A 17,840-nucleotide genomic window follows, 5' to 3' on the forward strand; every position below is an offset into this window, starting at 1 on the left:
TACCCGGAAAAACGGGTTGCATTCGGGGGCGCAATATTATTGCGTTCGCAAAACGCCAATCAGCCGCCAAGCGAGGGACAATCATGCGCATCGGCCTTTACCCCGGCACCTTCGATCCGATCACGCTGGGTCATATCGACATCATCCGCCGCGCCGCGACGCTGGTCGACCGGCTGGTGATCGGCGTGGCGATCAACCGCGACAAGGGGCCGCTGTTCTCGCTCGAGGAACGGGTCGAGATGATCGAGGCGGAATGCGCCGCGCTGAGCCGCGAAACCGGGACCCAGATCGTGGCCCACCCGTTCGAGAACCTGCTGATCAACTGCGCCCACGATGTCGGCGCCCAGGTGATCGTGCGCGGCCTGCGCGCGGTTGCGGATTTCGAATACGAGTTCCAGATGGTCGGCATGAACCGTGCGCTGGATGCCTCGGTCGAAACCGTGTTCCTGATGGCCGATGCCCGCCACCAGGCGATCGCGTCCAAGCTGGTCAAGGAAATCGCGCGGCTGGACGGGGATGTTACGAAATTCATCCCTGCCATGGTCAAGGAACGGCTGCTGACCAAGCTCGGCAAGGTGTGACAAGGCGGGCGGGTCTGCCGCCTGATCCTTCCGTATTGCCGCAACAGAGGGTATCGCCCGGCCGTGGTCGGGCGATGCCCGGGCCGCTGCGCGGCCGTTCCGGGCAGGGTAGCCCCCCTCAACAGCCGCTCATCCCCGCCTCATATCCCCGGATCGGTCCGGCGGATGAACTCGGCACACGCCTGCGGATGCGTCAGCGGCAGCATATGGCCGCCCTGCGTCACCTCCAGCCTGATCGCGGGATGATCGGCCACCAGCTTGCGGCCCTGGGTTTCGACCGACAGGATGCGGTCGTCTTCCCCGAACAGCACGGCCACCGGCACCGGCATGTCGGCATAGCCCGCGCGCATCCATTTGATATCGGCCAGCGACGCCATGTAATCGCGGCTGGTGTTGAAGAACGAAACGGGGCGCAGCCCCAGCAGCCCGCCGCCCTTCGTGCTGTAATCGGGTGGCACGGGGTCGGGGCCGAAGATAAGGTCGAACACCATATCGGTGCTGCGCAGCCCGATCGGCGTGGCCAGCGTCCAGGCCAGCGCCTTGCGCACAAGATCGGACTTGATGCCGAGGCTCGCAAAGGCGGCCGAGGGCGCATCGCCCCCGCGCGTCAGCGGCGCCAGCAGGGCAAGGCCGCGCGCCTTTTCCGGGAAATCCTGCGCCAGGCATACGGCGATGGCCCCGCCCAGCGAATGCCCGACGATCAGCGGGCGCTCCAGCCCCAGCGCATCGATCGCCTCGGCCACGTAACCGGCCTGCGCGCGCGGGTTGGCGGGGGCGTCGTCGGGCCGGTCGGACCAGCCCATGCCGGGGCGGTCGATGGCGATGCAGCGATGGGTGGCCGACAGCGCATCCACCAGCGCGTAATCGAAATTGCCCAGTTGCGCGCCAAGCCCGTGGATCATCACGATGGCGGGGCCCTGGCCCTTGTCGACGTAATGCAGCCGCCCGGTGGAAATGTCCATGAACTGCCCGCGCGGCGGCACCGCCGCCTCGACCTTGCGCATGGTGTTCCAGGTGAACCAGACCAGCGCCGTCACGGTCGCGGCGATCAGCAGGACCAGCAGCCAGATTACCGTCATCATTGCGAAACCCTCCTGTCCGCGCCGGGATCAGGATAGGGGCAGGGTGCGGCGCAGGCCAGCGATCCGTGGCGTCACCGCCAGAAGGCCAGCCATTCGATCAGCTCCAGCCCCTTTTTCGCCAGGAACAGCAGGTTCGCCCCGTCACAGGCGAAGGCGTCGATGCCGATGGCGGCAAGAATGCTCAGCCCCAGGCCGATGGCGATCTGGTTTGTCATGGGCAAGGTCCGGCCTTACGGGATCAGGTGCCCCAGATATGGCCGAGCGCGGGGCGCAGCGCAAGCCGCCACGCCCCGGCAGGGATCACAGGGCGCGCTGCCCGATCGCCGCGGCCACGTCGGCCATGCGGCAGGAAAAGCCCCATTCGTTGTCATACCACGCCAGCACGCGCACCAGCCGCTTGCCGATCACCTTGGTCTGGTCGGGCGCGAAGATCGAGCTTTCCTCGGTATGGTTGAAATCGACCGAGACCTTGGGTTCGGGATCGTAGCCCAGGATACCCTTCAGCGCGCCCGATGCGGCCTCGGCCACCACGGCGTTCACGTCCTGCGCCGTCACGTCCTTGCCCGCGACAAAGGTCAGGTCCACCGCCGACACGTTCGGCGTCGGCACCCGGATGGCCGAGCCGTCCAGCTTGCCCTTCATCTGCGGCAGCACCTCGCCCAGGGCCTTGGCCGCGCCGGTCGAGGTGGGGATCATGCTCATCGCCGCGGCCCGCGCGCGATACAGGTCCTTGTGGCGGCGGTCGAGCGTGGGCTGGTCGCCGGTATAGGAATGGATCGTGGTCATGATGCCGCTTTCGATGCCGATTTCCGCATCCAGCACCTTGGCCAGCGGCGCCAGGCAGTTCGTCGTGCACGACCCGTTCGAGATCATCACGTCGCCCCTGGCAATCTGGTCGTCGTTCACGCCCATCACGATGGTCTTCTGCACGTTCTTCGCGGGCGCCGAGATCAGCACCGCCTTCGCACCACGCTCGATATGCTTTTGGCTTTTCTCGCCGTCGTTGAAATTGCCGGTGCATTCCAGCACCACGTCGACGCCGGACCAGTCCAGCTCGTCCATGTCGTAGGTGGAAAACATCTCCATCTCGCCATGGCCCAGGTCCATCATCCGCTCGCCGGTCTTCACCTCGTTGCGAAAGCGTCCGTGCACGCTGTCATAGCGGATCAGGTGGGCGGCGGTGTCCAGCGGGCCGGTGGCGTTCACCTTGACCACGCGCACGTCCTCGCGCGCGGTTTCCGCGATATGCATGAGGGTACAGCGCCCGATGCGGCCAAATCCGTTGATGCCAAGCGTGATGGTCATGACTGTCTCCAATGTATTCCGTTGTGGCGGGTATAGCCGCCGGCACCCGGGGCGGAAAGCCACGAAAACGACGCATGCGGCGGCTGTTAGCGCAAAAATACAGGCGGTTGCGCTAACAGCTTCCGCCCGGTCCGGGCTTGTCCCCGCGCGCGCATCGGTTAGGCTGTCGGCCAACGCGGGAAACGGGGGAAAGAGGTAAGGGGTATGAGCGGGCTACTGGCACTTCTCGACGACGTGGCGGCCATCGCCAAGGTCGCGGCGACCAGCGTCGACGACATCGCGGCGGCGGCCACCAAGGCGGGCACCAAGACGGCGGGCGTCATCATCGACGACGCGGCGGTGACGCCGAAATACGTGCAGGGCTTCGCGCCCGCGCGCGAATTGCCGATCATCTGGCGCATCACGCGGGGGTCGTTCTTCAACAAGCTGGTGATCCTGTTGCCGGTGGCGATGCTGCTGGCGAATTTCGCGCCATGGATGATCACGCCGCTGCTGATGCTGGGCGGCTCCTACTTATGTTTCGAAGGCGCGGAAAAGATATTCCATGCGCTGTTTCCCCATGCCGACAAGCATGTCGAGGCCGACATGTCGGTCAAGGACCCCGGCCACCTGGAAGAGGAAAAGGTCAAGGGCGCGATCAAGACCGATTTCATCCTTTCGGCCGAGATCATGACCATCGCGCTGGCCGCGATCGAGGCGCCGAATGTCTGGATGCAGGCGGCCACGCTGGCGGTGGTGGGCGTGCTGGTGACCGTCGCGGTCTACGGCTCGGTCGGGCTGATCGTGAAGATGGACGATGTCGGGCTTTACATGGCGCAGCAGGGGCGCACCGGGGCCGGCCGCGCCTTTGGCCGGGGGCTTGTCCGGTTCATGCCGGTGCTGCTCAGGATACTCTCCGTCGTCGGCACGGCGGCGATGCTCTGGGTCGGCGGCTCGATCATGGTGCACGGGCTGCACGATCTCGGGGTGCATTCCCCCTATGACGAGGTCAAGCACCTGGCAGAACTCGCCGCCGGTGCCGTGCAGAACGGCGTGGCGGGCGCGGTGAACTGGCTGGTCACGGCCTTCTGCGACGGGGTGCTGGGGCTGATCTGGGGCGTGATCCTGATCCCTGTCGCCACCCGCATCGTCGGCCCGCTGATCGGTGCCGTGACCGGCGGCAAGGCGGCGCATTGAAACCCCGGATATAAGGAAAGGCCCCGCAGGGCCCTTCCTCTCTCTGCAAATATCCCGGGGGGAGGCGCCGCAGGCGACGGGGGGCAAACCCCCTGCCACGTCTCAGCCCAGCAGGCGCTTGACCTCGGCCGCCACCGCCTCGGCCGTGATGCCGAATTTCTCGTACAGCACCTCGGCCGGGGCGGAGGCGCCGAAACCCGACATACCCACGAACCCGGCCTTGGCCTCGCGCCCGCGCTCGCCCAGCAGCCAGCGGTCCCAGCCCTGGCGCATGGCGGCCTCGACGCCCACGCGCACGGGACCGGCAGGCAGCACGCGGCGGCGATAGGCCTCGTCCTGTTCGGCGAACAGCTCCATGCAGGGCATCGACACCACGCGGGTGCCGATCCCGTCGGCCTCCAGCGCGGCGCGCGCGGCCATGGCGATTTCCACCTCGGAACCGGTGGCGATCAGGATCGCCCGGCGCTTGCCCGCCTCGGCATCGGCCAGCACATAGGCGCCCTGCGCGGTCAGGTTCCTGGTCTTGTGCTCGGAGCGCAGCGTCGGCAGGTTCTGCCGGGTCAGCGACAGAACCGAAGGCGTCGTTTTCGCACCCAGCGCCAGTTCCCACGCCTCGGCGGTTTCCACCGTGTCGCAGGGGCGGAACACCATCGTGTTGGGCGTCGCGCGCGAAATGGCCAGGTGTTCGACCGGCTGGTGGGTCGGGCCGTCCTCGCCCAGCCCGATGCTGTCATGGGTCATGACGAACACGCTGGGGATCTTCATCAGCGCGGCCAGCCGCATCGCGGGGCGGGCGTAATCGGTGAACGCCATGAAGGTGCCGCCATAGGGCCGGATGCCGCCATGCAGCGCCATGCCGTTCATCGCCGCGGCCATGCCGTGTTCGCGGATGCCCCAGTGGATGTAGCGGCCCTTGCGGTTGTCCACGTCGAACACGCCCAGATCGGCGGTTTTCGTGTTGTTCGATCCCGACAGGTCGGCGGAACCGCCCACGGTTTCGCCCATCACCGGGTTCACCACCTCCAGCACCATTTCGCTGGATTTGCGGGTGGCGACCTTGGGCGCGCTTTCGCTGACCTGCTTTTTCAGCGCGCGGATCACCGCCGACAGTTTCCTGGGCACCTCAAGGGCATAGCGGCGTTCGAACTCGGCGCGCTTGCGCTCGGACAGGGCGGCAAGGCGATCCTCCCATGCCGCGCGCTCGGACGCGCCGCGGCGGCCGATCTCTTCCCATTGCGCCTTGATGTCGGCGGGCACGTCGAACGGGCCGCCCGTCCAGCCATAGACGGCTTTGGCGGCGGCCAATTGCTCGGGGTCGGTCAGCGCACCGTGCCCTTTTGAGGTGTCCTGCGCCGCGTGGCCAAGCGCGATATGCGTCTTGCAGGCGATCATCGACGGTTTCGCCGATGCCCTGGCGGCCGTGATTGCCGCGTCGATCGCCGCCGGGTCGTGGCCGTCGATCTCCTGCACGTGCCAGCCCGCGGATTTGAAGCGCATCACCTGGTCGGTGGAATCGGCCAGGCCGACCTCGCCGTCGATGGTGATGTTGTTGTTGTCCCAGAACACGATCAGGTGGCCCAGCTTCTGCCGGCCGGCCAGCGTGATCGCCTCCTGGCTCACGCCTTCCATCAGGCAGCCGTCGCCGGCGATCACATAGGTAAAGTGGTCGACGATCTTCCGGCCGAACTCGGCGCGCTGAAGCTCCTCGGCCATGGCAAAGCCTACGGCGTTGGAAATGCCCTGGCCCAGCGGCCCGGTGGTGGTTTCCACCGCGTCCAGCAGGAAGTTTTCCGGGTGGCCCGCCGTGCGCGCGCCCCACTGGCGGAAATTGCGCAGTTCCTCCAGCGTGACCTGTTCATAGCCGGTCAGGTAAAGCAGCGAATAGATCAGCATCGAGCCATGCCCCGCCGACAGGATGAAACGGTCACGGTCGGGCCATTTCGGCGCGGCGGCGTCGAATTTCAGGTGCTTTTCGAACAGCACCGTCGCCACGTCGGCCATGCCCATCGGCATGCCGGAATGGCCGGAATTGGCGGCATGGACCGCATCGAGCGTCAGCGCGCGGATCGCGGCGGCGCGCATCCAGTGTTCGGGATTGGCGGAGCGGAGGGCTGAGATGTCCACGGGTGGCGTTCCTTCGATGAGCAGCACGGGGTTCCTGCGCTAATACCAGCCCACCCGCCAAGATCAAGCACGCGGGCTAAGTGCTTGGGCGCAAAGGGGGCGCATTTTGTTCGGGCATTGGCTAAACTGCGGGAAAACCGGGCGCGGGGCGATTCGGCGATTCCGTGCCCCGAATTGCAGGCGGGTGCGGGGGCGATGACAGGCGGACCGCGCCGACAGAACGAATAGGGGCTTGAGCGCGATGAGCGATATCGTTGAACTTGAACGGCGCCTGACGGCCGCGATGGACCGCATCGCGCGCGGGGTCGATGGCATCGGCGGGGCAGGGACGGCCGATGCGGACGAACTGGCCGCGCTGAAACAGGCGCTCGAGGATGAAAGATTGGTGACCGCCCAGCTTGAGGAGCGGGTGAGGACGCTGCACGCGCGCGAGGAGGAGGCGACAGCCGCCCTGCAGGCCGAGCTGGACAGCGCGCGCAACGCGATGCAGCGCCTCGATTCCGAGTTGCAGCGCCTGCGCAAGGCCAACGAGCAGCTGCGCGACAGCGTGGCGCAACTGTCCGAGGCGAATGCCGCCGGCGTGGCCGAGCCGCACCTGATCAACAAGGCGATGCTGGCCGAGCTCGAGGTTCTGCGCGCCGCCCGCGCTGCCGACGTGGCCGAGGCCGACGCGATCATGGCCACCATCGCACCGCTGCTGAGCGAAGAGGAGGGCGAAGATGCCTGAGGTGGAAATCCGTATCGGCGGCCGCGCCTTCGAGGTCTCCTGCCAGGAGGGCGAGGAACATTACCTGCAGGCCGCCGCCAACATGCTCGATACCGAGGCCAGCGTGCTGACCCAGCAGATCGGGCGGTTGCCCGAGGCGCGGATGCTGCTGATGGCCGGGCTGATGCTGGCCGACAAGACCGCCGGGGTCGAGGATCGCCTGCGCGAGGCGCAGGGCAGGCTGGCCGAGATGCAGGCCGAGATCGACCGCCTGAAAAGCGCACCCCCGCCCGAGCCAGAGCGTATCGAGGTCGCCGTGGTGCCGCCGCAGGTGACCGAAACGCTGGCCGAACTGGCCGCCCGCGCGGAATCGATCGCCGCCAGCCTCGAAGACCATACCCGCGGCTGAGCCGGCTGCGATGTCGCGTAAAGGCTGTCGATGAAATCTTCGGCAGCTGAGTATATTGGATGCTCGCTTAGGCAGACTTTCTACCGTTCGCGTTGTTTCGCAACAGAGGGCACCGCACGGCCGCGGTCGGGCGATCCGACGTTTGTGACTGGCAGTTTATCGTGCCGCCACCTCGTACCTCAGACCGTGGCGCCTGCGGCAGCCAATCGCCCGGCCGGGGGGCGGCCGTGCGATGCCCGGGCCGCTGCGCGGCTGTTCCGGGCAGGGTGCGTCTCGTTGACAGGAAAAATCAGGCGTTCGCTTCGCGGATCTTGTCGGCGGCGTCCTTGTCATAGGCCACGCCCTGTTCGTCGAAAAGCTGGTCCAGCTCGCCCGACAGCGTCATTTCGGTGATGATGTCGCAGCCGCCCACGAACTCGCCCTTCACGTAAAGCTGCGGGATCGTCGGCCAGTCGGAATAGTCCTTGATGCCCTGCCGGATCGCGTCGTCGGCCAGCACGTTCACATCGGCGTAATCCACGCCCATGTAATTCAGCACCCCCGCCACGCGCTGCGAGAAACCGCATTGCGGCATGGCCTTGGTGCCCTTCATGTAAAGCACGACGTCGTGGGATTTCACCGTTTCGTCGATGCGGGTCTTTGCGTCTGCGTCGCTCATGGTCGCTTCCTTGGTATCTGGCTGTCAGTCCCGTCCCTTCGGAACGAAGGTGCGGGCGTATTCCTGCGGGTCGCGCGGCACCCGCCATGTGGTGTCGTGGCCGCCCAGGCCGGACGAATAATGCGATTGCATCTCGTGGTAACCGGTGCCCGGCTCACTGCCCCTTTCGGTGCCCTTGAAATCGCGCTGCCGCCGGATACCGATGATCGCGGCGACCGCAAGGATCAGCACGATCAGGATCGGTATGGTCAGCCCCTCGCTCATCGCCTCAGTCCGGGGCGCGGGTGGTCAGGGCCAGCGCGTGCAACTCGCCGCTGGGCCCGTCCATCTTGCCCTTGAGCGCGGCATAGACCGCGCGCTGCTGCTGCACCCGGTTCTTGCCGCGAAAGCTTTCGTCGATCACCACGGCGGACATGTGCACGCCATCGTCGCCCTCCACGATGATCCGGGCGTCGGGAAAGGTCTCGCGCAGCAGGTTCTCGATTTCCTGGGGATGCATCGGCATGTGCTGCTTCTCCTGTCGTCGTCACTTAAAGATGTAGTTCCGATCCCCCGGCTCCGCAAGGGATCGGAGGGGGTTAGCCCAGTGCCCCGGCAAAGCTGCCGCGATAGAGCGCGGACAGCTCGTCGAGCGGCGCCTCGGCCCCGCCCAGCCGCACGGTGTCGCCGGTGAAACGCCCCACGGTTTTCATCGGCACGCCGGCCTTGCCGGCCGCGATCATCAGCGCCTCGGCCTGATCGAAATTGCACGCGATCAGGTAACGGCCCTGATCCTCGCCGAAAAGCTGGGCCATGTCGTCGTCGTCGATATGAACGCCGACGCCGCCGGCCTCGGCCATCTCGAACGCGGCCAGCGCCAGCCCGCCATCGGACAGGTCCGTGCAGGCCTTGATCAGCTCATGATTGTCGCGCACGAATGCGCCATGCCGCCGCTCGGCCTCAAGGTCCACATGCGGCGCATCGCCATCCTCGCGGTTGAACACCTCGTAAAGCAGCGCGGACTGGCCCAGATGGCCCTGCGTGTCCCCCAAAAGCAGCGCCACGTGCCCGTCGCGCGCCTGGCCCGCGATCACCTTGTCCTCGCCCTCGATCAGGCCCACGGCGCAGATCGTCGGCGTCGGCAGGATCGCCTGACCGTCGGTTTCGTTGTAAAGCGACACGTTGCCCGACACGATGGGCGTGTCCAGCGCGCTGCAGGCGGCGCCGATGCCTTTGATGGCGCCGACGAACTGGCCCATGATCTCGGGCTTTTCGGGGTTGCCGAAATTCAGGTTGTCGGTGGTGGCCAGCGGTCGCGCGCCCACCGCGCAAAGGTTGCGGAACGCCTCGGCCACCGCCTGCTTGCCGCCCTCGACAGGGTTGGCGCGCACATAGCGCGGCGTCACGTCCGAGGTGAAGGCCAGCAGCTTGTCGGTGCCGTGCACCCGCACGATCCCCGCACCCATTCCGGGCGTCTGCACCGTGTCGGCCATCACCATCGTATCGTATTGCTCGTACACCCACTGTTTCGCGGCATAGTTGGGGCTGGATACCAGCGCGCGCAGCGCGTCGACGGGATCGACGCCGGGCACATCCTCCAGCGCCTGCGCCTCGGGCGTTGCGACCCAGGGGCGGTCGTATTCCGGCGCCGACGAGCTGAGTTTCGACAGCGGCAGGTCGGCCTTCACCTCGTTGCCGTGCAGGATCAGGAACCGGTCCTCGGCGATGGTTTCGCCGACGATGGCGAAATCCAGATCCCATTTCTCGAACACCGCGCGCGCCTCGGCCTCTTTCTCGGGGCGCAGCACCATCAACATGCGTTCCTGGCTTTCGGAAAGCATCATCTCATAGGCGGTCATTTCCGCCTCGCGCTGGGGCACGTCGTCCAGTTGCAGCCGGACGCCCAGGCCGCCCTTGTCGCCCATCTCGACCGCCGAGCAGGTCAGCCCGGCCGCGCCCATGTCCTGGATCGAGATCACCGCGCCGGTGGCCATCAGCTCCAGCGTGGCCTCCATCAGCCGCTTTTCGGTGAACGGGTCGCCCACCTGCACGGTGGGGCGCTTTTCCTCAATGGTTTCATCGAACTCGGCGCTGGCCATCGTCGCGCCGCCCACGCCGTCGCGCCCCGTCTTGGCGCCGAGATAGACAACCGGCATGCCGACGCCCGAGGCGGCGGAATAGAAAATCTTGTCGGCATCGGCCAGCCCGGCGGCAAAGGCGTTCACAAGGCAGTTGCCGTTATAGGCGGGGTGGAACCGCACCTCGCCGCCCACGGTCGGCACGCCGAAACAGTTGCCGTAGCCGCCGATCCCTTCGACAACGCCATGCACCAGTTGCCGGGTCTTGTGATGACCGACCTCGCCGAAGGACAGGCTGTTCATCGCCGCGATGGGCCGCGCGCCCATCGTGAACACGTCGCGCAGGATGCCGCCCACGCCGGTGGCCGCGCCCTGGTAGGGCTCGATATAACTGGGGTGGTTGTGGCTTTCCATCTTGAAGACCACCGCCTGGCCGTCGCCGATATCCACCACGCCCGCGTTCTCGCCCGGGCCGCAGATCACCTGCGGGCCCTCGGTGGGCAGGGTGCGCAGCCATTTCTTCGACGATTTGTAGGAACAATGCTCGTTCCACATGGCCGAGAAGATGCCCAGCTCGGTAAAGCTCGGCTCGCGTCCGATGATTTCCAGAATGCGGTCGTATTCGTCGGGCTTCAGCCCGTGGCTTTCGATCAGGTCTTGGGTGATCTTGGGCTCTTCCATCTGCGATATCCCCCGGGGTCGCGCGCGGCTTGGTGGTGTCGGGCCTCCTTTACGGCATCGCGCGGGCAGGGGAAAGGGGCGCTGTGGCGCAGCCGGGCATTGACCCGCACCGCGCCACCGCCTTGACTGGGGCAGGCAAACAGGAGGCGTCATGGATATCCTGCAAAACCCCCATCGCGGCACCGGGCTGTCGCCCGATGCGCCATACCCGTCCACCGATGCCGCCCGCGTGGCGGCGATGCTGGCGCGCTGCCCGGCCCATGCCGAAACGCCGCTGGTTTCGGCGCCCGGCCTCGCCGCCGCGTCGGGTGTAGCCGAACTGTGGGTCAAGGACGAACGCGGGCGTATGGGGCTGGGCAGTTTCAAGGCGCTTGGTGCGGCCTATGTGATCGCCTGCGATGCCGGGGCGGGGCAGGCGGCGGGGCGCAGCTATGTCACCGCCAGCGCGGGCAATCACGGGTTGTCGGTCGCGGCGGGGGCGCGGGTGTTCGGCGCGCGGGCGGTGGTCTGCCTGTCGGACACCGTGCCCGAAGTCTTTGCCGAACGGCTGCGCGCCGAGGGCGCCGAGGTGCGCCACGCCGGCGCCGACTATGCCGCCAGCATGGACGCCGCCGAACGGGCCGCGCGGGACGAGGGCATGGTGCTGCTGTCGGACAGCTCGTGGGCCGGCTATACCGACATCCCGTACCGCCTGATGGAGGGCTACCTGCAGCTTGCCGCCGAGGTGGCCGCACAGATCCCCGCACCGCCCAGCCATATCCTGCTGCAGGCCGGTGTCGGCGGGCTGGCCGGGGCGGTGGCGGCCTTTGCGCGTCATGCCTGGGGCGATGGCCCGCGGATCGTCGTGGTCGAACCCGCCGCCGCCCCGGCGCTGCACCATGCCATCGCGGCGGGCAGGGCGGTGGACACCACCGGCCCCGAAAGCTGCATGGGGCGGCTGGATTGCAAGACCGCCAGCTGGATCGCCCTGCGGGGCCTGTCGCGCGATGCCGATGCCTTTGCGCTGATCTCCGAGGACGAGGTGCAGGCGGCCATGCCCGTGCTGGCGGATGCGGGGCTGGCCACCACGCCCTCGGGCGGGGCCGGGCTGGCGGTGCTGCTGGCGGGGCTGGACCTGCCGGGGGAGGCGCGGGTGCTGACGATCCTGTCCGAGGCCCCGGAATGAGCGCGCGCGGGTTTGCGCAGGCGGAATACGAGGCCCGGCTGACCCGCGCGCAGGCATTGATGTCAAAGGCGGGGCTGGGCGGGCTGCTGCTGACGACCGAGCCCGAGATACGCTATTTCACCGGCTTCCTGACGCGGTTCTGGGAAAGCCCGTCGCGCCCGTGGTTCCTGATCGTGCCGGCGGCGGGCGATCCCGTCGCGGTGATCCCGTCGATCGGGGCGGCGCTGATGGGGCGGACATGGATCACCGATATCAGGACATGGCCCGCACCGCGGCCCGGGGACGATGGCGTCAGCCTGCTGGCCGCGACGCTGGACGAGGTGGCGGAGGGCCCGGTCGGCATCCCCTCGGGGCCCGAGACGCATCTGCGGATGCCGCAGGCCGATTTCGCGCGGTTACGGGCCAAAACCGCGCGGTTCCTGCGCGACGATGCCGGGATCACCGCCCGGCTGCGCGCGGTGAAATCCGGGGCCGAGATCGACAGGATCGCCCATGCCTGCCGGATCGCCGCCCGCGCCTTTGCCCGCGTCCCCGAAATCGCAGCGCCAGGTATGCCGCTGTCGCAGGTGTTTCGCCGGTTCCAGATGCTGCTGCTGGAGGAGGGCGCCGACTGGGTGCCCTACCTTGCGGGCGGGGCCGGGCCGCTGGGTTATGCCGACGTGATCTCGCCCGCCGACGACAGGCCGCTGGCCAGGGGCGATGTGCTGATGCTGGATACCGGCGCGCTGTGGGACGGGTATTTCTGCGACTACGACCGGAATTTCGCCATGGGCACGCCCGATCCGCGCGTCCTGTCTGCCCATGACAGGCTGCTCGGGGCCGCGCAGGCCGGGCTTGAGGCGGCGCAGCCCGGCGCGCGGGCCTGCGACGTGCACGCAGCCATGGCGCGTATCTGCGGTGCGGACGAGGGCGCGGGGCGGCTGGGGCACGGGCTGGGCATGCAACTGACCGAGGGGCTGTCCCTGACGGCCGCGGACCGCACCGTGCTGGAGCCGGGCATGGTGATCACGCTGGAACCGGGGGTTGAAACCGGCGGTGGCAACATCCTTGTGCATGAAGAGAATGTCGTGATCCGGCAGGGCGGCGCGCAGATCCTGTCGCCCTGGGCCGACACGCTGGCCCGCCTGGCGTGACCGCAAAAAAAGGCCGAGCACTAAGCTCGGCCAAAGTCCAACAGGGAGGTATGAAGATGATGAGAAACTAGTCGTCATCACCGTCAATTGCGGAATTAGTTATCTGTTTGCGTACAATCAAGGACAATAACGCCGCGGGTGCAGCATGGCCGGTATGCATCATGCGCATGGCTAACTTAACCTGTTAGCTAAGGGCCTGATCTTTCAGTTGTTTGCGATAGGTGATGATTTCGTCCTGCACGAAATCGCGGAAGGCGGAAACCCGCTTGGAGTGGCGCAGCTCTTCGGGATAGGCCAGAAATACCGGCACTTCGACCGATTCCACCTCGGGTAGTATCCGCACGAGATCGGGAAAGTCCTGCGTCAGGTAGTCGGGCAGCACACCGATGCCAAGGTCGTTCAGCACCGCCTGCAGCACCCCGAAATAGTTGTTCACCGTCAGGGTCGAGCGCAGATCGTATGTCATGATCTCCTGCACCAGCGTGGCGCCCGCGCCGACCTGCGCCGAACTGGGATTCTGGCAGATCAGCCGGTGGGGGCTGATATCCTCGATCCTTTCGGGCAGGCCGTGCCGTTCGAGATACTTGGGCGAGGCGTAAAGCTGCATCCGCACGGCCATCAGGCGCTTGCGGATCAGGTCGGCCTGGCTGGGTTCCTTCATGCGGATGGCGACATCGGCCTCGCGCATGGGCAGGTCGAGTACACGTTCCTCGAGCATCAGGTCGATCTTGAGGTCGGGGTATTTCTCGTAAAGCGCGGGCAGGCGGGGGGCCAGCCACAGGCTGCCGAATCCGGTCGTGGTGGTCACGCGCAATTCGCCGAACACCTCGTCCTCGCTGTCGCGGATGCGGGCGGCGGCGGCATCCAGCCGCTTGGCCATCGCATTGGTCGCGTCGAACAGCAATTCCCCCTGTTCGGTGAGAATCAGCCCCCGTGCGTGGCGGTGGAACAACGTGGTGTTCAGGCTTTCCTCAAGCGCGCGGATCTGCCGGCTCACGGCGGATTGACTGAGGTGCAGCGCCTCGCCCGCATGGGTCAGGCTGCCGGCATCCGCGACCGCGTGAAAAATTCTGAGTTTGTCCCAATCCATATCCGCAACTTCCGAGTTCCTCGTTGCCGATACACGGAATATTCGAAAAGATAACGGTTTGCATCCCTCTTACGCCGGGTCATTGGCGCTAAATTCCTTTCTAGGTCACAATTTTTGACCTAAAATGATGCGCAATTGGGCTATAGTGTCGATCGAGGCGCAACAGGGGAGGGCACCATGACGAAACCCGAGGTTTCACTGAACGACCGGTTCGATCTGGAAAAATCGCCGGTGCTACTGAACGGCACGCAGGCGCTGGTCCGGCTGATGCTGATGCAAAAGGCCCGCGATGCGGCAGCGGGGCTGGACACGGCGGGGTTCGTTACCGGCTATCGCGGATCGCCGCTGGGTGCGGTCGACATGCATATGCGCCGGGCCGAAAAGGTCCTGGCGCAGTCGGACGTGAAGTTCCAGGAAGGGCTGAACGAGGATCTGGCCGCCACCGCGATCTGGGGCAGCCAGCAGGCCGAATTGCGCGGCGAGGGCCGGTTCGACGGGGTGTTCGGCCTGTGGTACGGCAAGGGGCCGGGGATCGACCGCACGGGCGACGTGATGCGCCATGCCAACATGGCCGGCACCAGCGCCCATGGCGGTGTGCTGATGGCGATGGGCGACGACCATACCGGCGAATCCTCGACCGTGCTGCACCAGTCGGAATGGGCGCTGGTCGATGCCTATATGCCGGTGGTCAGCCCTGCGGGCGTGCAGGAGATCCTGGACTACGGGATCTACGGCTATGCGCTCAGCCGGTTCGCCGGGGTCTGGGTCGGGCTGAAGACCATGAAGGACACGATCGAGGCGACCGCCGTGGTGGATGGCCGGCCCGACCGCATGCAGCTTGTCCGCCCCGAGTTCGACATGCCCGACGGCGGGCTGAACATCCGGCTGGTCGACGACCGCGTCGCGCAGGAGGCGCGGCTGATCGACTACAAGCGCCAGGCCGCCGAGGCGTTTGCCCATGCCAACGGCATCGACAGGCGCATATGGGGCAAGCCCGGTGCGCGGATCGGGCTGGTGAGCCATGGCAAGAACTGGCTGGACCTTGTGCATGCGCTGTCGCTGCTGGGCATCGACGAGGCCGAGGCCGAGCGGCTGGGCATCACCACCTACAAGGTGGGGCAGGTCTGGCCGCTGGACATGAAGGGCTTTCACCACTGGGCCGAGGGGCTGGACCTGATCATCGTGGTCGAGGAAAAGCGCAAGCTGATCGAGGTGCAGGTCAAGGAGGCGATTTTCGACGACCGGCGCGGCCGCCGCGTCTATGGCTGGCACAAGGGCCAGAACGGGCCGGAACTGTTCCCCAGCCGCTGGGCGCTGGACCCGGTGATGATCGCCGAGAAACTGGGCGACATCCTGATCGAGGAAGGCCGCGACACCGACGGGATCAAGGCCGGGATGGCCGCGCTGGACGAGATCAGGCGCAACGACAATGCCGAGGAAATCGCCGCGCGCCTGCCGTATTTCTGCTCGGGCTGTCCGCATAACAGCTCGACCAGGGTGCCCGAGGGCAGCCGTGCCTATGCCGGGATCGGCTGTCACTTCATGGTGCAGTGGATGGACCGCGACACGCTGGGCTATACCCATATGGGCGGCGAGGGCGCGAACTGGATCGGCGAGGCGCCGTTTTCCAGCCGGGGGCATGTGTTCCAGAACCTTGGCGACGGCACCTATAACCATTCGGGCATCATGGCGATCCGGGCCGCCTTGGCGTCGGGCGTGAACATCACCTACAAGATCCTCTACAACGACGCGGTCGCCATGACCGGCGGGCAGGGCAACGAGGGCGGGCTGGATGCCTATCGCATCGCCGACGAGGTGCGCGCGATGGGGGTGAAAGAGGTCTTTGTCGTCTATGACGAGAAAGAGGATGTGGACCTGTCGCGCTTTCCCAAGGGGATCGAAACCTTCGAACGCGCCGAGATGGACAATGTTCAGAAACGCGCGCGCGAGGTGCCGGGGGTGTCGGTCATCCTTTATATCCAGACCTGCGCGGCCGAGAAGCGCCGCCGCCGCAAGCGCGGCACTTTCCCCGATCCCGACCGCCGGGTGTTCATCAACACCGATGTCTGCGAAGGCTGCGGCGATTGCGGGGTGCAGTCGAACTGCGTTTCGATCGTGCCGGTGGAAACCGAACTGGGCCGGAAACGGGCGATCGACCAGTCGAGCTGCAACAAGGATTTTTCTTGCCTGAAAGGGTTTTGCCCCTCGTTCCTCACGCTTGAGGGGGCGAAGGTGAAAAAGGCCGCGACGACCGAGCTGGAGCTGCCGCACATGCCGGAACCGGCGCTGCCCGCGATTGACGGGACCTGGAACGTGGTGGTGACCGGGGTTGGCGGCACCGGGGTGGTGACGATCGGCGCGGTGCTGGCGCAGGCGGCCCAGATCGACGGCAAGGGCGCCGCGATGATGGAGATGGCGGGGCTGGCGCAAAAGGGCGGCGCTGTGCATATCCATTGCCGGCTGGCGGAAAAGCCCGACGACATCAGCGCGGTGCGCGTCGCCACGGGCGAGGCCGACGCGCTGATCGGCGGCGACCTGGTGGTCAGCGCCGGGGCCAGGACGCTGGGCCTGACCCGTCAGGGCCGCACCGGCGCGGTGGTCAACAGCCACGAGATCATCACCGGCGATTTCACCCGCAACACCGAGTTCGCCCTGCCCACCGACCGGCTGACGCTGGCGCTGGAGGCGCGGCTGCGCGACCGGGTGATCCTGTTCGACGCCTCGGAACTGGCCAAGGCGACGCTGGGGGATTCGATCTTTTCCAACATGATGATCTTTGGCGCCGCGTGGCAACGCGGGCTGGTGCCGGTCAGCTATGAGGCGATCAGGACCGCCATCGAGCTGAACGGCGCGGCGGTCGAACGCAACCTGCGCGCCTTTGAAATCGGCCGCTGGGCGGCGCTGAACCCCGAAGAGGCGGGCCGCCTGATCGAACCCAAAGTGGTGGAAAAGCCGAAATCGCTGGACGAAAGGATCGCCTTCCGCGCCGACCGGCTGGTGGCCTATCAGGGCAAGCGGCTGGCGAAACGCTATCGCAAGCTGGTGGACGGTATCGACGATCCGCGCCTGAAAGAGGCGGTGGCCAGGGGCTATCACAAGCTGCTGGCCTACAAGGACGAATACGAGGTCGCGCGCCTGCATCTGGACAGCTACGAAAAGGCACGGCAGGAGTTCGAGGGCGATTTCAAAATGTCCTTCCACCTCGCCCCGCCGATCCTGTCGCGGCAGGGCCCGGACGGGCGCCCCGCCAAGCGCGAATTCGGCCCCGGCATGATGCGCTGGTTCCGCCTGCTGGCACGGATGAAGGGGCTGCGCGGCACGCCGCTGGACCCGTTCGGCCGCTCGACCGAGCGCCGGATGGAGCGCGCGCTGATCGCGCAGTACGAGGCCGACATGGCCGACATCCTGCCCAAGGTGACGCCGCAAACGCTGGATATCGCGGTGGCGCTGGCGGAATTGCCGCTTCAGATCCGCGGCTTCGGCCCGGTGAAGGAGGCCAATGAACGCAAGGCCGCGAAACGGCGCGAGGACTTGCTGGCGGCCTTCCGCGACGGCGGGTCGGGGCTGGCCCGCGCGGCGGAGTAACCGCCGCCGCGCCGCCCGCGTGGCGGGCTGTCACGCGATCTTCAAAAACTCTGGCCAGACTCGCCGCAGCGGCGTAAATCGGCGCCAG

16 protein-coding genes are annotated in these 17,840 nt (G+C 66.6%); 7 read left to right on the forward strand and 9 right to left on the reverse strand.

The features are described from left to right. Positions 1-83: 83 nt before the first annotated feature. Entirely contained in the window at positions 84-581 is a 498-nt protein-coding gene (gene coaD / locus F3H87_RS14000) for a pantetheine-phosphate adenylyltransferase (RefSeq protein ID WP_149787512.1), read from the forward strand. Positions 582-721: 140 nt separating this feature from the next. On the opposite strand, the gene F3H87_RS14005 is transcribed toward coaD, so the two are convergent. The 3 genes from F3H87_RS14005 to gap form a co-directional block, all read right to left on the reverse strand. Beyond that, on the reverse strand, positions 722-1,663 hold the full coding sequence (locus F3H87_RS14005; protein ID WP_149787513.1) for an alpha/beta fold hydrolase: 942 nt from the start codon (positions 1,661-1,663) through the stop codon (positions 722-724). Between the two features lie 71 nt (positions 1,664-1,734). After that, complete coding sequence (locus F3H87_RS21835; RefSeq protein WP_188129166.1) at positions 1,735-1,878, reverse strand: hypothetical protein; 144 nt, start codon at positions 1,876-1,878, stop codon at positions 1,735-1,737. A gap of 85 nt (positions 1,879-1,963) precedes the next feature. Beyond that, a complete protein-coding gene (gene gap / locus F3H87_RS14010) occupies positions 1,964-2,968 on the reverse strand; it encodes a type I glyceraldehyde-3-phosphate dehydrogenase (RefSeq protein WP_149787514.1) in 1,005 nt (334 codons plus the stop codon). A 204-nt stretch (positions 2,969-3,172) separates the two neighbouring features. Here gap and F3H87_RS14015 point away from each other — a divergent pair, with 204 nt between their 5' ends. Next, on the forward strand, positions 3,173-4,144 hold the full coding sequence (locus F3H87_RS14015; protein WP_149787515.1) for a DUF808 domain-containing protein: 972 nt from the start codon (positions 3,173-3,175) through the stop codon (positions 4,142-4,144). A gap of 102 nt (positions 4,145-4,246) precedes the next feature. On the opposite strand, the gene tkt is transcribed toward F3H87_RS14015, so the two are convergent. Beyond that, complete coding sequence (gene tkt, locus F3H87_RS14020) at positions 4,247-6,268, reverse strand: transketolase (RefSeq protein ID WP_149787516.1); 2,022 nt, start codon at positions 6,266-6,268, stop codon at positions 4,247-4,249. 241 nt (positions 6,269-6,509) lie between these two features. On the opposite strand from tkt, the gene F3H87_RS14025 reads away from it, so the two are divergent. Then, positions 6,510-6,995, forward strand: a complete 486-nt coding sequence (locus F3H87_RS14025) for a hypothetical protein (protein WP_149787517.1) — start codon at positions 6,510-6,512, stop codon at positions 6,993-6,995. Further along, entirely contained in the window at positions 6,988-7,383 is a 396-nt protein-coding gene (locus F3H87_RS14030; protein ID WP_149787518.1) for a cell division protein ZapA, read from the forward strand. Before F3H87_RS14025 ends, F3H87_RS14030 begins: the two co-directional genes overlap by 8 nt. A 289-nt stretch (positions 7,384-7,672) precedes the next feature. On the opposite strand, the gene grxD is transcribed toward F3H87_RS14030, so the two are convergent. The 4 genes from grxD to purL form a co-directional block, all read right to left on the reverse strand. Then, entirely contained in the window at positions 7,673-8,041 is a 369-nt protein-coding gene (gene grxD / locus F3H87_RS14035; RefSeq protein ID WP_149787519.1) for a Grx4 family monothiol glutaredoxin, read from the reverse strand. A gap of 24 nt (positions 8,042-8,065) precedes the next feature. Continuing rightward, positions 8,066-8,305, reverse strand: a complete 240-nt coding sequence (locus F3H87_RS14040; protein WP_149787520.1) for a hypothetical protein — start codon at positions 8,303-8,305, stop codon at positions 8,066-8,068. 4 nt (positions 8,306-8,309) lie between these two features. Beyond that, positions 8,310-8,546 carry a BolA family protein gene (locus F3H87_RS14045; protein WP_149787521.1) on the reverse strand — a complete coding sequence of 79 codons (237 nt, stop codon included), beginning with the start codon at positions 8,544-8,546 and terminating at the stop codon, positions 8,310-8,312. Between the two features lie 73 nt (positions 8,547-8,619). Next, positions 8,620-10,779, reverse strand: a complete 2,160-nt coding sequence (purL, locus tag F3H87_RS14050) for a phosphoribosylformylglycinamidine synthase subunit PurL (RefSeq protein WP_149787522.1) — start codon at positions 10,777-10,779, stop codon at positions 8,620-8,622. A 151-nt stretch (positions 10,780-10,930) separates the two neighbouring features. On the opposite strand from purL, the gene F3H87_RS14055 reads away from it, so the two are divergent. Both F3H87_RS14055 and F3H87_RS14060 read left to right on the forward strand, forming a co-directional pair. Further along, positions 10,931-11,944, forward strand: coding sequence for a pyridoxal-phosphate dependent enzyme (locus tag F3H87_RS14055; protein ID WP_149787523.1), 1,014 nt, complete (start codon positions 10,931-10,933; stop codon positions 11,942-11,944). Next, positions 11,941-13,077, forward strand: coding sequence for a M24 family metallopeptidase (locus tag F3H87_RS14060; RefSeq protein WP_149787524.1), 1,137 nt, complete (start codon positions 11,941-11,943; stop codon positions 13,075-13,077). Before F3H87_RS14055 ends, F3H87_RS14060 begins: the two co-directional genes overlap by 4 nt. Before the next feature lie 184 nt (positions 13,078-13,261). On the opposite strand, the gene F3H87_RS14065 is transcribed toward F3H87_RS14060, so the two are convergent. After that, the gene (locus F3H87_RS14065) at positions 13,262-14,167 is read right to left on the reverse strand and encodes a LysR family transcriptional regulator (protein WP_149787525.1); all 906 of its coding nucleotides are present in this window, start codon (positions 14,165-14,167) and stop codon (positions 13,262-13,264) included. A gap of 177 nt (positions 14,168-14,344) precedes the next feature. Here F3H87_RS14065 and F3H87_RS14070 point away from each other — a divergent pair, with 177 nt between their 5' ends. Then, positions 14,345-17,752 carry an indolepyruvate ferredoxin oxidoreductase family protein gene (locus F3H87_RS14070; RefSeq protein ID WP_149787526.1) on the forward strand — a complete coding sequence of 1,136 codons (3,408 nt, stop codon included), beginning with the start codon at positions 14,345-14,347 and terminating at the stop codon, positions 17,750-17,752. The last annotated feature ends 88 nt before the right edge of the window (positions 17,753-17,840 follow it).

This window comes from Lutimaribacter pacificus, from assembly GCF_900142185.1.
In the GTDB taxonomy this organism is placed as follows: Bacteria; Pseudomonadota; Alphaproteobacteria; order Rhodobacterales; family Rhodobacteraceae; genus Lutimaribacter; species Lutimaribacter pacificus.

Excerpts from the sequence above, each read along its gene's own strand:
- F3H87_RS14015 (WP_149787515.1), top strand. The coding sequence starts at position 3,173 with ATGAGCGGGCTACTGGCACTTCTCGACGACGTGGCGGCCATCGCCAAG.
- F3H87_RS14060 (WP_149787524.1), top strand. The coding sequence starts at position 11,941 with ATGAGCGCGCGCGGGTTTGCGCAGGCGGAATACGAGGCCCGGCTGACC.
- F3H87_RS21835 (WP_188129166.1), bottom strand. The coding sequence starts at position 1,878 with ATGACAAACCAGATCGCCATCGGCCTGGGGCTGAGCATTCTTGCCGCC.
- grxD (WP_149787519.1), bottom strand. The coding sequence starts at position 8,041 with ATGAGCGACGCAGACGCAAAGACCCGCATCGACGAAACGGTGAAATCC.
- F3H87_RS14025 (WP_149787517.1), top strand. The coding sequence starts at position 6,510 with ATGAGCGATATCGTTGAACTTGAACGGCGCCTGACGGCCGCGATGGAC.
- F3H87_RS14045 (WP_149787521.1), bottom strand. The coding sequence starts at position 8,546 with ATGCCGATGCATCCCCAGGAAATCGAGAACCTGCTGCGCGAGACCTTT.
- F3H87_RS14030 (WP_149787518.1), top strand. The coding sequence starts at position 6,988 with ATGCCTGAGGTGGAAATCCGTATCGGCGGCCGCGCCTTCGAGGTCTCC.
- F3H87_RS14065 (WP_149787525.1), bottom strand. The coding sequence starts at position 14,167 with ATGGATTGGGACAAACTCAGAATTTTTCACGCGGTCGCGGATGCCGGC.
- purL (WP_149787522.1), bottom strand. The coding sequence starts at position 10,779 with ATGGAAGAGCCCAAGATCACCCAAGACCTGATCGAAAGCCACGGGCTG.
- F3H87_RS14055 (WP_149787523.1), top strand. The coding sequence starts at position 10,931 with ATGGATATCCTGCAAAACCCCCATCGCGGCACCGGGCTGTCGCCCGAT.
- gap (WP_149787514.1), bottom strand. The coding sequence starts at position 2,968 with ATGACCATCACGCTTGGCATCAACGGATTTGGCCGCATCGGGCGCTGT.
- coaD (WP_149787512.1), top strand. The coding sequence starts at position 84 with ATGCGCATCGGCCTTTACCCCGGCACCTTCGATCCGATCACGCTGGGT.
- F3H87_RS14070 (WP_149787526.1), top strand. The coding sequence starts at position 14,345 with ATGACGAAACCCGAGGTTTCACTGAACGACCGGTTCGATCTGGAAAAA.
- F3H87_RS14040 (WP_149787520.1), bottom strand. The coding sequence starts at position 8,305 with ATGAGCGAGGGGCTGACCATACCGATCCTGATCGTGCTGATCCTTGCG.
- F3H87_RS14005 (WP_149787513.1), bottom strand. The coding sequence starts at position 1,663 with ATGATGACGGTAATCTGGCTGCTGGTCCTGCTGATCGCCGCGACCGTG.